The sequence below is a fragment of the Caproicibacter fermentans genome, from assembly GCF_014303955.1.
Classification (GTDB): Bacteria; Bacillota; Clostridia; order Oscillospirales; family Acutalibacteraceae; genus Caproicibacter; species Caproicibacter fermentans.
The window spans coordinates 3,764,536-3,777,812 of record NZ_CP060286.1 but is presented as its reverse complement, the minus strand read 5'-3'; the positions used below and the strand labels follow the sequence as shown (position 1 = coordinate 3,777,812).

Below are 13,277 nucleotides of genomic sequence, written 5' to 3'. Positions count from 1 at the left end.
TTCAGTATTTTGGCAGTACTTTCCCGTCAATGACGTCCTTCTGAATCTCCAGGACACGGTCCTTCTCCAGAAGCTCCTGGATAATTTGTGAAATCCTCAGATTATCTTTTTTACAGACAAGAACCGCCTCCGTATCGACAATGTTGATCCCTTTTTCGTCCAGGGGCTCATAACGTAAATGATTCCCCGCGAGGTCGATGTCGTCGAGATTCCATACAGCGGCATCTATTTTCCCAATGGAAAGAAACGGAACGATCTGGCTGTAGATCAGCGGAACATATTCCACATTTTTTTCCGCGAAGAACTGTTGTGTCAGAGTCTTCTGGTCCACCGAGGAATGGTCGATTCCCACACGGCAGTTTTCGTAATCCCCTTGAAAGTCATCCCGCAGCAGCAGGACATGCTTTCCGACATAGGTGTACCGGCCGAAGTTTTCCAGAATTTCTATCGGCTCTCCCCTGTCAATGTAATATTTTGCCGTCAAAAAGGACATTACCGCAAAATCATAACGATCCTCCAGAAGACCGTTTAGCCGGTAATTGGAACCGTGCATGAAGGCCAGCGCCGCACTCAGACCCTTTTCCTGCAGCGCGGTATACAGACCGGTCGCCAGCCCCTCATACTTTTTGGAGTAGGGGAGCGGCATGACGCCCACCACAGTTTTAATTCCGGAAAGCTCCAGAAGCTTCGGCCGATTGATCGCTTTTACAAAGGTTCCCATGTGTCCCCGAGGCTGAAAGGATATCGCACGGTCTTCCTGCAGAAGCGTCAGCGCCGTTTGAATAGTTCCTCTTGAAACCTCGTATTCCCGGGTAAACTCTTCCACCGTGGGAATGCGTTCGCCGATCTGCACGGAAATGAACCTGCCGGCAAGGATTTGTACGATGATGCCAACTTTTTGCATCAGCTTTCCAGGCAGCAAACTCTTTTCCTCCTTTCCACAGGGTATCAATTTGAAAGGTCATTAAATGTACGAAATTTCGTACATTGATGACATTCTAGCATGAGCTTAAAAAAATATCTATTGACAAAGAACAGAAAAAAGGACGCTGTTTTTGTGCATTATTTTTAAATTATTGTAAGATTACCATCTAAATTTGTCACTTTAAATGTTTTTAATCAAGACTTTTTAAATAACAAAATATTTTATTTCGTACGTTGGAGTACGTTAAAACAGGATGGCAATTCAATTTTTTCGTTGTATACAAAATTTTCGTATATTCAAGAAGAGTCTGCCGAACCATGAAAACGATGCTTTTCGCTGCTGCGAAATTCTCTCTGTAATGCGGAAAAAAACAGATCAATTATTTTGCAAAATCAATTTAAAAAAATGGCTGCACAAAGGCAGGCACTGGATAATCTCACCTTCGGTGATCAAATTCCAGACCGACCATTTTATCTGTGGCAACACGTTCCGCTGCGTGTGGGCGCTTCGTGAGTACCCAACGTCGTAGTTATAGACGATGAAAAAAGCAATGGGAAGCTGACACAGTACATCAGTTTCCCATTTTGCTTAATTTGTGACTTTCATCTCGCTATCGAAATAAAAGTTCTTCTCCTTCATTTTGATTATTTTCCTAGAAGATAAATTTCTACGGCATTAACAGTTTCTGTAAGTAGCCTCTTACGGTTAATTTTGTTTTTTGAAAAGGCAATCTGGTCGACGACCGAGTTAATCAATGAAAAGGTAATTGCCGCAGCCGCCTCAAGGTCTTGTACCTGCAATTGGTCTCTGTATTTTTCAAAGTAACGAAATACCGTGACTTCTGTTTGTTCCTGCTGTTTTTCCAATAAAGCTGCAACAGCAGGATCTGAAAGACTTAAAATTTGAATCTCCCGGTTAAGTTCGCGTGAATTCTCATGATTTTCTATGATCATTTCCATCAATCCGCGCAGGAAATGCTTGAGGTCTTTGCTCGAATTTTCAGCGTCGCGTAAAAAGCCCTCATGAATCTTCAGAAAGGACTGATGGTATCGATCCAGAATTTCCAGGAAAATCGTTTCTTTGTTCGGAAAATAAAAATAGAGGTTACCGATTGAGATATTGGCTGCGCGTGCAATTTCATTCGTACTGACTTGGTAGTAGCCCTTTTTACAAAACAGTTCCCGCGAAGTATCTACAATTTTTTCCCGAGTCAGCGCGCTTCTTTTTTGCTTGGGCTCATGAATGGATTGATCCTGTTTCACTTATATCACTCCACCTATTATTTTAAAATAAAGAACCGGGGGATACAAGCAATTATTTTTCCTCTTTACGAACCAGAATCTTTTCAATCCAGTTAAATATCCGGTCATTCGCATAAACTCGGCACCCTGCCTGACAATGCGCACCCGCACCTTCCTTATTGGTAAAATACATATATTCTTTTGGACATTTTAAGGCATCGTATAGAAGAACCGCCTGATTGCGCCAATTCTTTTTATCATCTTCGTTACCAATCACAAGAACTGGGCATGTTATTTTTGAGGTAACCACCTTTTAGATAAAATGGCTCGTATTTCAGCATATATTCAGACGGAGTATCAACGCCAAACGTCAAAAAGCCGTGCCTGCATCTCCAATCAAAGGCGACACTCATTTTCATGAATAACCGAGCCAAACGATTGAAAACTGCCGCATGTTTCCGTATGCCTTGAAGAATAGAATCACGTTTTTCCGGATTCAAACTCAGGCAGTCGTATAAACCGCCGTTTGCCACACACGCGGATATCCTGTTCTCAAAAGCGGCTGCCCGAGGCGCAAAATAACCGCCGAGGCTTTCGCCCCAAAGGATAATTTTATCAGGATCGACGGAAGGGTCGTGAAGGGCAAAATCAACTGCCAGAGAAACCGCTGTTTCATAATCATATCGAAACGGGATATTGCGTTGGCGAATTGTTTCACCCTGACCCGGCCCATCAAAAGCAAGGCAATTCATTCCGCGCTTGATGGCGCCAATTCCAATTGCATATAGTTCCTCTTTTGTCCCATCGTTGCCCGATATTGCTATGATGGTGGGAGCTGCTTTCCCTGTATCGGCATAATAAAAATGCCCCGGAAGAGATACGCCTTCAAACGGAATCTCAACTGGTTTAATATGAAACAGTCCATATTGAATTGCAAGATTAAAACACTTCGTACTTAGTCTTACGTCCTCGACATGAACGGCGATTCCTACCGTCTCGACCAGACCCTGAAGGCACATCATTCTTAAACAGGTGGCCTACTTTCTGGTTGGCGGTAGGTGGTATACTTTTAAGTCAGCGCCCGGTCTACTTTCTGGTTGACAAACACAGTTATTCAATCAAAAGCAGAATTGTTCCCTACTTTTAAGGCAAAAAACTTCTGCTTCGCGATGTAGCGCCAAAGGATATTCAGGAATTTTATCAACATGAGTTGAATGTTGATGGGATTTCGGCTAACACGGTTATTCACCATCATGCCAATGTCCGGAAAGCCTTGCAGTATGCGTTCATAACAGGCTTGATTCCTTCCAATCCCGCCGACCGTGTTCAGCGCCCTAAGAAGCAGCCTTTCGAAGGAAGTATCTATAACGAAGAGGAATTGGAAAGACTTTTTCAGGTTGTAAAAGGGACACCGATTGAACTGGCGGTATTGTTAGGCGCATTCTACGGCTTGTGCAGGAGCGAAATTGTAGGGCTGAAATGGGACTCCATTGATTTCTTTCAAAAAACCTTTACAATTCGTCATACTGTCACGCAGGTGTGTATTGACGGTAAAGAATTAACAGTGGCACGCGACCGAACCAAAACGAAATCCAGTTGCAGAACGCTCCCGCTTGTTGCTCCTTTTGAGAAAGTGCTTCTTGATTTGAAACAACGGCAGGAAGAAAATCGAAGGCTATGTGGCAACTCGTACTGCAAAAAATACCTGGACTACATTTATGTGAATGAGATAGGAGAACGGATCAAGCCGAATTACATTTCATCGCATTTCCCTCTCGTTTTGGAACACAATCACCTGCGTAAGATTCGTTTTCACGATCTTCGGCACAGTTGCGCAAGCCTGCTGTTTGCTCACGGAGTGAGCCTCAAAGAGATGCAGGAGTGGTTGGGACACAGTGACATCAGTACAACCAGCAATATTTATACGCACCTGAGTTTTAATTCAAAGGTTTCCTCCGCCAACGCAATCCTGAATGTTTTTCCGACAGCTTCTCATGCATCTGATTCATCGCAAAGTTTTAAATCAATTGGCCCATGTAATAAAAATCCCAGCGAAAATAAAAAGAATCCCCAAATCCGCTAAAAAAACGGATCTGAGGAGTCTTTAAAATGGTGCCGGTGGTCGGATTCGAACCGACACGTCCAAAGGACACGGCATTTTGAGTGCCGCACGTCTGCCAATTCCATCACACCGGCAAATCTATTTTCAAATCTCTTTAAATTCCAGCCCTCAGATAATTAAGGGATGAAAGTAAGGGATGTTGAAAGCAAGATGGTTTATTCACTTTTTAGAAAATCAGGAATCATGCGGGTTCGTAGCGTATCAATCTACTTTCGGAAAGAATAGGGACAACAGATTTTGAGTCTGTCTCGTCTGCCAATTCCAACACGCAGGCTATTCACTTTTCTTCAATGACAACTTTGCATATTATATAATAAATTCATCAAGAAATCAAGGCTGTTATCAGAAAAAACCGGAATATCCGCAATGGATATTCCGGTTCTGTAAAAACAGTCTTAAGCGTTGTAAAGACCGATAATGTGCCTTGGGCAAATATCGACGCATTCGCCGCATCCCACGCATTTCTCGGGATCAACGGTCGCCAGGAAATTCTTTACGTGGATCGCGTCGTATTTGCATGTTTTTTCACAGCGCATGCAGCCAATGCAGCCAACCTTGCAGACTTTATTGACAAGGTTGCCTTTGTCACAGTTGCTGCACAAAACAATGGCCTGCTTTTTAACCGGAGTTAGCGTCAGCAGATTCCGCGGGCATGCTTTCAGGCACAGTCCGCAGGCAACGCAGTTCTTCGGTTCCACCATTGCCACACCGTTGCGTACGCTGAGCGCGTTATAGTTACAGGCGTTTACGCAGTCCCCCAAGCCGATGCAGCCAAAGGTACAGCTGGTCGGCCCACCCGCGACCGCAACGGCCGCAGCACAGCTCGTGATACCTTCGTACTCAACGCGGTCCGTCGTATTGTCATGGCTGCCAAGGCAGCGGACAACCGACATGTGCGGCTCCACAGAAGTCGCCGCAACTCCAAGATAAGCCGCAATGGAATTGGAAACATCACTGCCGCCAACCGTGCAAAGCCCGGGCTGGGCCTCCCCTGTCGCCAGGGCTTTCGCATAGCCGTCGCAGCCGGAATAGCCGCAGGCGCCGCAGTTTGCGCCCGGAAGCATCGCGCGGATGTCCTCCGTCTTCTGATCCTTCGGAACGGCCATCACGATGGACGCAACCGCCAGGATTAAGCCGGACAGAAGACCGATTACAACCAAAATCAAGATTGGAATCAAAATATCGTTCATTTTATATCATCTCCTTAACCCAGCATGCCGTTGACAAGGCCTGAGAACCCGAGAAACGACAGGGATACCAGAGACGCGGCAACCAGAGTAATCGGCAGACCCTTCATAAATTTCGGCACATCGTTCAGTTCCATTCTTTCACGTACGCCGGAGAACATCACCAGAGCAACAAGGAAACCGATACCGGCGCCGAACGCATTGACCAGTGCCTGCAGGTAACCGTATGCGGACGGATCCGCCGTATGTTTGTCGAGCACCAGCATGGTTACGCCAAGCACCGCACAATTCGTCGTAATCAGCGGCAGGTAAACACCCAGCGCATTGTACAAGGACGGAATGTATTTTCTCAGGATGATTTCAATCAACTGGACCAGCACCGCAATCACCAGAATGAAAACGATCGTTTCCAGATAAGCAAGATCCTTCGGAACCAGAATTCCGTAATAAATCGGCCATGTTACCGCGGTTGCAATCACCATAACGACGGTAACTGCAATGCTCATACCGGTCGCGCTGCTGCGGTTTTTGGAAACGCCCAAAAACGGGCAGATACCAAGGAATTTATCCAGGATGTAATTTTCTGTCAGAATAGCCGTCAGAATGATGGCGAAAAGCGATTTAATCATTTCGTTTCGGCCTCCTTGTCTTTACTGTCGATAAGGGAGCAATTTGACGAGAGAGCGCATCCCGCGCAGCCGGTAAAACCGCCGCAGCCGATCTCTTCCACTTTTTTGCCTTCACCGGAAAGCCTGTTCGCGATCGCGATCAGGATACCGAAGACAAAGAATCCCCCCGGAGGGAGCAGGAAAACGATGATCGGCGGCATGAAGCCGGAGAGGATGGATACGCCGAAGACGGAGCCGCTGCCAAATAACTCGCGGATAATTCCCATCGCAAGAAGGGTTGCGGTAAAACCGATTCCCATGCCGAGTCCGTCGAAAATGGACGGCAGAACTTTATTTTTGCTTGCGAACATTTCCGCACGGCCGAAAATAATGCAGTTAACGACAATCAGCGGAAGATAAATGCCGAGAGCATCGCTCAGCGCAGGCGAAAAAGCCTCCACCAGCATCTGCACAATCGTCACGAAACCCGCGATGACAACAATGTAGCTTGGAATGCGGACCTTATCCGGAATCACATTGCGCAGCAGGGAAATAACCGCATTGGAACAAACCAGAACAAAGGTTGTGGCAAGCCCCATCCCGATTGCGTTGCTTGCGGCGGTTGTAACGGCCAAGGTCGCGCAGCAGCCCAATACAAGCCGCAGAACGGGGTTTTCCTTGATAATACCTTTTGTAAACTCACGTGCCAGACTGTTTTTAGCCATCTCACTCACCACCCTTAACTTTCTGATATTCCTTGATCGCTTCATTGACGGCGGTTGTGACGGCTTTACTCGAAATCGTAGCGCCTGTCATGGCGTTGATCTGCCCTTGCCCTTCCTTTGCGCCGTCTCCCTTGACAACTTCAAATCCGTTGTCCGGAGCTTTTTGTTGATACTGTTTACGGAAGGATTCTTTCTTCGCATTCAGTCCGAGACCGGGCGTGTCGTTTGTGCTCAGAAGAATGACGCCCGTCACCTTTCCGTCTTTGTCGATACCGGTCATGACCTGAATCTTTCCGCCGTAGCTACCGGCTTCGGTGGTAAAGACATACCCTGCGATATCGCTTCCCTTTTTGCCGACATAGCAGATATCGCTTTTCGTGGACTTGTCAAAAGAGTCGGCCGTGGGCAAAGCAACCATGCGGGACTCTTCCGCCACTTTTGCCTTCTGCGCAACAATGGCGTCCTTTGTCAGCAGATTCGTGCCCGCCAGAAAAGCTGTCATGACAAGGCAGATCAGCACAAGGACCAAAGTCGGTTTCAGAACCTCTTTAGCGCTGAACTTCATCTTTTACAGGCTCCTTTCCGAATGCCACAGGACGCGTTGCGGAGTCAATCAGCGGCACAATAATATTCATCAGAACAATGGAGTAGGAAACACCTTCCGGAAGGCTGCCGAAATTGCGGATCAGCATCGTGATCACGCCGCATCCGATCGCAAATATGACCTGTCCCTTGACCGTGATCGGGGAGGTTGCATAGTCGGTCGCCATGAAAATTGCGCCGAGCATCAGGCCGCCAGAAAGCAGGTCGATCATCACGTTCCGGCCCATCACCGCGGAAAGAACCGCCGCGGTACCGATGTAGCACAGCGGAATCACCGGGGAAATGACCTTGCGGACCACAAGGTAAATTCCGCCGAGGATCAATGCCAGCGCGCAGGTTTCACCGATGCAGCCCGCGGTGTTGCCGACGAACATGCTCATCAGACTGGGCATCTGGTCCAGAGATCCGCCCTCTTTTAAGAGGCCGAGCGGCGAAGCGGTGGTCACCGCATCGCCAAGATAGGAATGAGGCTGAACCCAGGTTGTCATCTGCGTCGGGAAGGAGTTCAGCATGATGATACGGGCCGTCAGCGCCGGGTTGACAAAATTCTGCCCGATGCCGCCGAACATCTGCTTAATTACGACAATCGCGACCATTCCGCCGAAAGCGGCCATGAGGGGATTAATGGAAACGGGCAGGTTAAAAGCGAGAAGAAGGCCGGTTACAACCGCGCTTAAATCGCCAATGGTGTTCTCCCGTTTCATCACTCTGCGGCATATGTATTCGCTGAGTACGCAGGAAGCGATGGTAACGCCGATGATCAGCAGGGTACGGGGCCCGAACACGATGACCGCCGCGATGGCGGCCGGTACAAGCGCCAGAATCACATCCAGCATGATTTTCCGAGTGGTTGCCCCGCTTCTGATGTGAGGCGAGGATGATACGACTAATTTCTCTTCCATTATTTCTTCCCCTCCGCTCTAACCAGTGACTTGCCAAGGCGGATCGCCTGAACCAGAGGACGGCCCGCCGGGCAGTTGAACGAGCAGCAGCCGCACTCCATGCAGTCCATAACGTCCAGTTCTTTCAGCTGCTCCACACGCTTGGCAATCGCGTTCTGTTCCAGAAGCGTCGGCATCAGGTGCATCGGGCAGCCGGAAACACAGCGTCCGCAGCGAATGCAGGCGGAGGGCTCCAGCTTATGTGCTTCCTTTTCATCCAGACAGATGACCGCATTGTTTTGCTTGATGACGGGCAGATTGTCGCTCGCGATGGAAACGCCCATCATCGGGCCGCCCATCAGGATCTTTTTCGGCGTCGCCTTGTAACCGCCGCAGAAATCAATAATCGTTTTAATGTTTGTTCCGATCGGAACAATCACATTTTTCGGGTCGTTGACGGCGGAACCGTCGATCGTCAGACGTTTGCTGACAAGCGGCATCCCCGTTCTCAGGAATTCACCCAAATGAGCGCAGGAGGTGACGTTCATGACAATGCAGCCCGCATCGGCCGGCAGCTTGCCCATGGGAACCCGGCGGCCCGTACAGGACTGGATAAGCACCTTTTCAGCGCCCTGCGGGTAACTGGAGCGCAGCTCGAGAACCTTGATTTCCCGGTCGGACTCTTCCTTGCTGTCGCCAAGGAAGGAGTTGAATTTTGCAATGACATCCGGTTTGTTTCCTTCCACCGCGAGAATCACGCGATGCAGTCCCAGCCAGTGCTTGACGGCGCGGACTCCGGCAAAAATGTCGTCGGCGTCTTCCACGGCGCACCGGTTGTCGGAGGTAATGTAAGGCTCGCACTCCGCGACGTTGATAATCAGCGTGTCCACGTTTTTATCGTCCGGCACCTTCAGCTTGACATGCGCAGGGAAGCCCGCGCCGCCCAGACCAACCAGCCCGGATTCATGCACCGCGCTGAGAAACTCTGCAAGGCTGTTGATGACGGGAGGCTTCACGTCGGGCGAAACCTCCATTTTACCGTCCGAATCAATTACAACCGCATCCATGAACTGACCCCCGGACAGCGTCACCTTTTTTATGGCGCTGACCGTACCGGAAACAGTCGCATGAATCGGCGCGCTGACAAACGCGGAACTGTCGGCGATTTTTTGTCCAATCAAAACGGCATCCCCAACCTTTACCGTTGGAGCGCAGGGCGGACCTACGTGCTGCTGCATGGGCAAGACTACCTGCTCAGGAGGCGGCAGCATGACAGATTCCATCTGTGCGGTATTTTTCCTGTGAGGAACTGCCGCACCGCCATGCGTTTTGAATGGCTTTGTTGGAAAAGTCAATTCCATGTTTAAATCCTCCAATACATACTAAACTACACTAATGAAATAATGAAAAAACATATTCAGTCACGGCAGCTGATTCTTGAGTTTTTCTCCCGAACCGGAGCCGAAGTGAATCTTGAATCAGAAAATCAGCCCGCGAGGACGTACTTGCCGCCCGTAATCTGAAAACCGCTTTTCAGCCCGGCGGTAACATACACCCTGTTGCTGGAATCGATAAACACGCCGTCCGCGTGATACTCGGAAAGAAGCTTTTCTCCCTTTTCACGGCCGAGAACGAAGCAGGCGGTCGAAAGCGCGTCGCTGACGGCGCCGTTATTCGCTTTCACCGTAACGGAAACCAGCCCGTTGTTCTCCGGATATCCCGTTTTCGGATTCAGCAGATGATGATAAGTAACGCCGTTTTGGGTAAAAGTCTTCTCATAGGTTCCGGATGTGGAGATGAATCCGGAGGTCAGGTCGATCTGCCCCATGGAATCGGCGTTTTCATCCTTTGTCGCGGGGTCGCGGATTGCGATATGCCAGGCGGACCCGTCCGGCTTAGTGCCGTAAACCCCGATGCTTCCGCCCACAGCGATGATTCCGTAATCGGCGCCGGCGCTGCGGTAAGCGGCAACCGCGTCGTCGCACGCGGCGCCTTTTCCAATTCCGCCCAGGTCAATCGCCATATAATGCAGTTTCAGCGACGCCTTGGAATTTTTTTGATCCACCCGAAGGTTTTGGTAATCAACATATTTGATATACTTCTGCAGATCCGACTTTGGCGGAACATGTTGGTTTTCTCCGCCGAAATCCCAGAGTGACGATACCGGTAAAATCGTCGGGTCGTACGCTCCGTCCGATTTCTGCGCCACGTCCAGACTTGCTGCAAGGATGGAAGCGGTCTTCGGATCTATGGCGATCCAGTCGGTCCCGGCGGCGGCGTTCAGACGTGCAACATCGGAACTGTCAATCCGCCATGAAATCCGGTTTTCCAGCTCTGTTATTTTACTCAGCGCCGATTTTGCCGCAGCCTCGCCGTTTTTTCCATATACGGTCTGCTGAATGTACGTGCCCATCGCAAAGTCGGCACTTTCGTAGGAAGCGGGTTTTCTGGTTTTCACCCAGAAATATCCGGTGACGGAAACTGCCGCGCAAAGCAAAATGACCAGCGCCAAAATGATTCTTTTTTGATTGAGCATCAGCTTCCCCCTAAAAAAGCAAATCTATGTTAAATTATAACACCTTTTCACCGAAAGTCCAGTAAAACAAGCAAAGTGTGCGAGGTTTATTCATGTTTTTATACATTTATTGTTAATTTAGTTCGAAATTCATCTTATCATATGGAATTTGGGGGATTTTTCTTATAAAATGAAATAAAACGACTGCCAAACTTTTTCTTTTTTATGCTATAATTGACTCGATCAGAACAGGAGGATGAAAATCATGTCGGTTGACAGGGTAAAACAATATTTGTCCCGTTTTTCCATGCAGGACCGCCTGCAGGAGTTCCTGGTTTCCAGTGCCACGGTGGAGCTTGCGGCAAATGCGCTTGGGGTGGAACCGGGAAGAATCGCAAAAACAATTTCTCTATACTGCGAAGCAGGCTGCATCTTAATTGTAACTGCCGGAGACACCAAAATAGATAACGCAAAATTCAAGGCGCAGTTCGGTATCAAAGCGAAAATGCTGAACGCAGAAGATGTGGAACCCCTGACCGGATACCGGATCGGCGGCGTCTGCCCGTTCGACAACCCCGCCGGACGCCCGGGTTTACTGTGATAATTCTTTAAAGCGCTTTGATTCTGTCTACCCGGCGGGCGGCAGCGAAAGTTCCTGCGTAAGGCTTTCCTGTGACGAACTCTTCCATCTGTCCAAAAGCAAGCAATGGGTGGACGTATGTAAAAAACGGGAAGGTGCATGACCGCGATGAGAATGAGAACAAAGCACTGGGCGGCGCCGGAGCTGAATGCCTGCCCTTATTTTTACCGAAAGCCGGAGCAGTATCTGGGTCGGTGGCACAGCCTTTTTGCCCGACGGCAGCCGGTTTATCTGGAGCTGGGCTGCGGCAAGGGTCTGTTTCTGGCCGGCGCCGCCCCCGGAATCCGCAGATCAACTATCTCGGAATCGATTTAAAGGACGCCGTTTTGGGGCCCGCGCGCAGAAACATCGAACAGGCGTTTCGGGAAGCCGGCCGGCCCGTGGATAATGTGATCCTGACGGCGCTGAATATCGAACAGATCCAGAACGCGATGGGGCCGCAGGATCAGGTCAGCAGGATTTATATTCATTTCTGCAATCCCTGGCCGCGCAAGAAGCATAAGAAGCGGCGTCTGACCCACCCGCGGCAGCTGGTCCATTATCGGCAGCTTCTTGTTCCCGGCGGCGAACTGCATTTCAAAACCGATGACGACGAGCTTTACGAAGACACCAAGGAATATCTTGAATCCTGCGGATTTGAAATTCTGACGCAGACGGAAGACCTTTATGCCGATCCGCCGGCGGATAATATCCAAACAGAGCATGAAAAAATGTTTCTGCAGCAGGGAATCCGAATCAAAGCCCTGACCGCCCGAATGTTAAGCGATCCGGACTGCGAACCTCAACCGTCATGAGAGAGGACCGGGCCTTGAATGCCCGGCCCTTTTCGCGCCATTGCGTCCATGGTCTCAGCTGCCGCCAAACTCTTCGGTTGCCTTCACCGCACCGCCTCGCATCAGGGTATCGACCTCTTCATAACCGGGCAAAAATGCAAAATTATACCGCGCAGGCAGAGCAGCCACATATTTTGAATTGCGGGCAAGCTCGCTCGGACCGATGGGCGCCGCACCGATATGGAACTGGTCCTTCTGAATCGCGTTCCACTGATCAAGGGTAAAAATCAAAATCGGAATATCCTGCCGCGGCGTTTCCTTGGTCCACTCCGGGTGGCGAACAAATATTTCGGGGCCGGTTTCCGTAATTTTTCCCTCCTGGCCCGGAACCAGCGAATAACCCTGCCAATCCTCGGTTCGAACGGTATAACCTTTCCAGCTGGACGGAAGGCTTACGGTAAAGCCGTATTGCGTGTTCTCATAAACTATAGCTGCTGAAAGCGTCTGCTGATCCACCGTGACGTCGTCAATCAGCCAGAGCCCTCCGATGTTTCTCACGGAAAGCCGGATTCCCTGTTTGCCCGCCGGCTGGCCTCCGGATTCATCCGCGGAGGTCGCTTCTATGATTTCTCCCGTGACGTCGTAAGCGTCGTCAGCCAGGCGCTGAACGGAGAGAATGGCGATTCTGTCCGGCCACGGGCTTGAGACGGTCCGGCCCGGAGCGGATGAAGGGTCGGTCTGCCATTCCTCCAGCAGCGACGGGGTAACGTAATCCCCGTAATACTTTTGCATGTCCTCGGCAACCTTTTCCTTTGATGCCGTCAGAGAAACATTCTGCAGCTGTTTACCGAACTCCGTGACAAGATTCCTGACGGCTGTCTCCCGGGTTTCGACAGACTGACCGGACGAATTCTGCTGCTGGAACCCGGCTCGGCATCCGGCGGCCGGCAGACACAAAATTAAAATCAGAAACAGGCTGCCAAGCTTTTTCATCCCGATCCCCCCCCTTTTTCGGTTCCTGTACAAAATATGCGCGCCTTTTTCCGATCATTCCCTG

At 49.7% G+C, this 13,277-nt stretch carries 14 protein-coding genes, 1 tRNA gene and 1 pseudogene; 3 read left to right on the top strand and 13 right to left on the bottom strand.

Annotation, left to right across the window (positions count from 1 at the left end):
• Position 1: 1 nt before the first annotated feature.
• The 4 genes from yhfZ to HCR03_RS18710 form a co-directional block, all read right to left on the bottom strand.
• Entirely contained in the window at positions 2–922 is a 921-nt protein-coding gene (gene yhfZ / locus HCR03_RS18720; RefSeq protein WP_083209928.1) for a GntR family transcriptional regulator YhfZ, read from the bottom strand.
• A 647-nt stretch (positions 923–1,569) separates the two neighbouring features.
• Positions 1,570–2,187 carry a TetR/AcrR family transcriptional regulator gene (locus HCR03_RS18715; protein ID WP_187035868.1) on the bottom strand — a complete coding sequence of 206 codons (618 nt, stop codon included), beginning with the start codon at positions 2,185–2,187 and terminating at the stop codon, positions 1,570–1,572.
• 52 nt (positions 2,188–2,239) lie between these two features.
• Entirely contained in the window at positions 2,240–2,443 is a 204-nt protein-coding gene (locus HCR03_RS19940; RefSeq protein ID WP_228725025.1) for a hypothetical protein, read from the bottom strand.
• Entirely contained in the window at positions 2,433–3,188 is a 756-nt protein-coding gene (locus HCR03_RS18710) for an alpha/beta hydrolase family protein (protein WP_228725024.1), read from the bottom strand. Before HCR03_RS18710 ends, HCR03_RS19940 begins: the two co-directional genes overlap by 11 nt.
• A gap of 188 nt (positions 3,189–3,376) precedes the next feature.
• Between HCR03_RS18710 and HCR03_RS18705 the strand changes: the two genes are divergently transcribed.
• The gene (locus tag HCR03_RS18705) at positions 3,377–4,249 is read left to right on the top strand and encodes a tyrosine-type recombinase/integrase (protein WP_066643082.1); all 873 of its coding nucleotides are present in this window, start codon (positions 3,377–3,379) and stop codon (positions 4,247–4,249) included.
• A 27-nt stretch (positions 4,250–4,276) separates the two neighbouring features.
• Here HCR03_RS18705 and HCR03_RS18700 read toward each other — a convergent pair.
• From HCR03_RS18700 to HCR03_RS18665, 8 genes are all read right to left on the bottom strand, one after another.
• Positions 4,277–4,362, bottom strand: a tRNA-Leu gene (locus HCR03_RS18700).
• 321 nt (positions 4,363–4,683) lie between these two features.
• A complete protein-coding gene (locus HCR03_RS18695) occupies positions 4,684–5,478 on the bottom strand; it encodes an RnfABCDGE type electron transport complex subunit B (protein WP_066643088.1) in 795 nt (264 codons plus the stop codon).
• Positions 5,479–5,492: 14 nt separating this feature from the next.
• Positions 5,493–6,104 carry an electron transport complex protein RnfA gene (locus HCR03_RS18690; protein WP_066643091.1) on the bottom strand — a complete coding sequence of 204 codons (612 nt, stop codon included), beginning with the start codon at positions 6,102–6,104 and terminating at the stop codon, positions 5,493–5,495.
• The gene (rsxE, locus tag HCR03_RS18685) at positions 6,101–6,808 is read right to left on the bottom strand and encodes an electron transport complex subunit RsxE (RefSeq protein ID WP_066643093.1); all 708 of its coding nucleotides are present in this window, start codon (positions 6,806–6,808) and stop codon (positions 6,101–6,103) included. Before rsxE ends, HCR03_RS18690 begins: the two co-directional genes overlap by 4 nt.
• 1 nt (position 6,809) lies before the next feature.
• Entirely contained in the window at positions 6,810–7,373 is a 564-nt protein-coding gene (locus HCR03_RS18680) for an FMN-binding protein (RefSeq protein WP_066643096.1), read from the bottom strand.
• The gene (locus HCR03_RS18675; RefSeq protein WP_066643099.1) at positions 7,357–8,313 is read right to left on the bottom strand and encodes an RnfABCDGE type electron transport complex subunit D; all 957 of its coding nucleotides are present in this window, start codon (positions 8,311–8,313) and stop codon (positions 7,357–7,359) included. Before HCR03_RS18675 ends, HCR03_RS18680 begins: the two co-directional genes overlap by 17 nt.
• Positions 8,313–9,653 (bottom strand): electron transport complex subunit RsxC, encoded by a 1,341-nt coding sequence (gene rsxC, locus HCR03_RS18670; protein WP_187035865.1) that lies wholly within the window; start codon positions 9,651–9,653, stop codon positions 8,313–8,315. The genes HCR03_RS18675 and rsxC overlap by 1 nt, the downstream gene beginning before the upstream one ends.
• Before the next feature lie 125 nt (positions 9,654–9,778).
• Positions 9,779–10,828, bottom strand: coding sequence for an FAD:protein FMN transferase (locus HCR03_RS18665; protein WP_187035863.1), 1,050 nt, complete (start codon positions 10,826–10,828; stop codon positions 9,779–9,781).
• A gap of 244 nt (positions 10,829–11,072) precedes the next feature.
• On the opposite strand from HCR03_RS18665, the gene HCR03_RS18660 reads away from it, so the two are divergent.
• A complete protein-coding gene (locus tag HCR03_RS18660) occupies positions 11,073–11,408 on the top strand; it encodes a YbaK/EbsC family protein (RefSeq protein WP_407926823.1) in 336 nt (111 codons plus the stop codon).
• Between the two features lie 147 nt (positions 11,409–11,555).
• Positions 11,556–12,241 (top strand): annotated as a pseudogene (gene trmB, locus HCR03_RS18655) (tRNA (guanosine(46)-N7)-methyltransferase TrmB).
• A gap of 54 nt (positions 12,242–12,295) precedes the next feature.
• On the opposite strand, the gene HCR03_RS18650 reads toward trmB, so the two are convergent.
• The gene (locus HCR03_RS18650) at positions 12,296–13,213 is read right to left on the bottom strand and encodes a hypothetical protein (RefSeq protein ID WP_187035861.1); all 918 of its coding nucleotides are present in this window, start codon (positions 13,211–13,213) and stop codon (positions 12,296–12,298) included.
• Positions 13,214–13,277: the final 64 nt, after the last annotated feature.

Bases quoted from the DNA above. Each gene is read 5' to 3' on its own strand.
- HCR03_RS18710 (WP_228725024.1), bottom strand. From the start codon at position 3,188: ATGATGTGCCTTCAGGGTCTGGTCGAGACGGTAGGAATCGCCGTTCAT.
- HCR03_RS18695 (WP_066643088.1), bottom strand. From the start codon at position 5,478: ATGAACGATATTTTGATTCCAATCTTGATTTTGGTTGTAATCGGTCTT.
- HCR03_RS18690 (WP_066643091.1), bottom strand. From the start codon at position 6,104: ATGATTAAATCGCTTTTCGCCATCATTCTGACGGCTATTCTGACAGAA.
- rsxE (WP_066643093.1), bottom strand. From the start codon at position 6,808: ATGGCTAAAAACAGTCTGGCACGTGAGTTTACAAAAGGTATTATCAAG.
- HCR03_RS18680 (WP_066643096.1), bottom strand. From the start codon at position 7,373: ATGAAGTTCAGCGCTAAAGAGGTTCTGAAACCGACTTTGGTCCTTGTG.
- HCR03_RS18675 (WP_066643099.1), bottom strand. From the start codon at position 8,313: ATGGAAGAGAAATTAGTCGTATCATCCTCGCCTCACATCAGAAGCGGG.
- rsxC (WP_187035865.1), bottom strand. From the start codon at position 9,653: ATGGAATTGACTTTTCCAACAAAGCCATTCAAAACGCATGGCGGTGCG.
- HCR03_RS18665 (WP_187035863.1), bottom strand. From the start codon at position 10,828: ATGCTCAATCAAAAAAGAATCATTTTGGCGCTGGTCATTTTGCTTTGC.
- HCR03_RS18660 (WP_407926823.1), top strand. From the start codon at position 11,073: ATGTCGGTTGACAGGGTAAAACAATATTTGTCCCGTTTTTCCATGCAG.
- HCR03_RS18650 (WP_187035861.1), bottom strand. From the start codon at position 13,213: ATGAAAAAGCTTGGCAGCCTGTTTCTGATTTTAATTTTGTGTCTGCCG.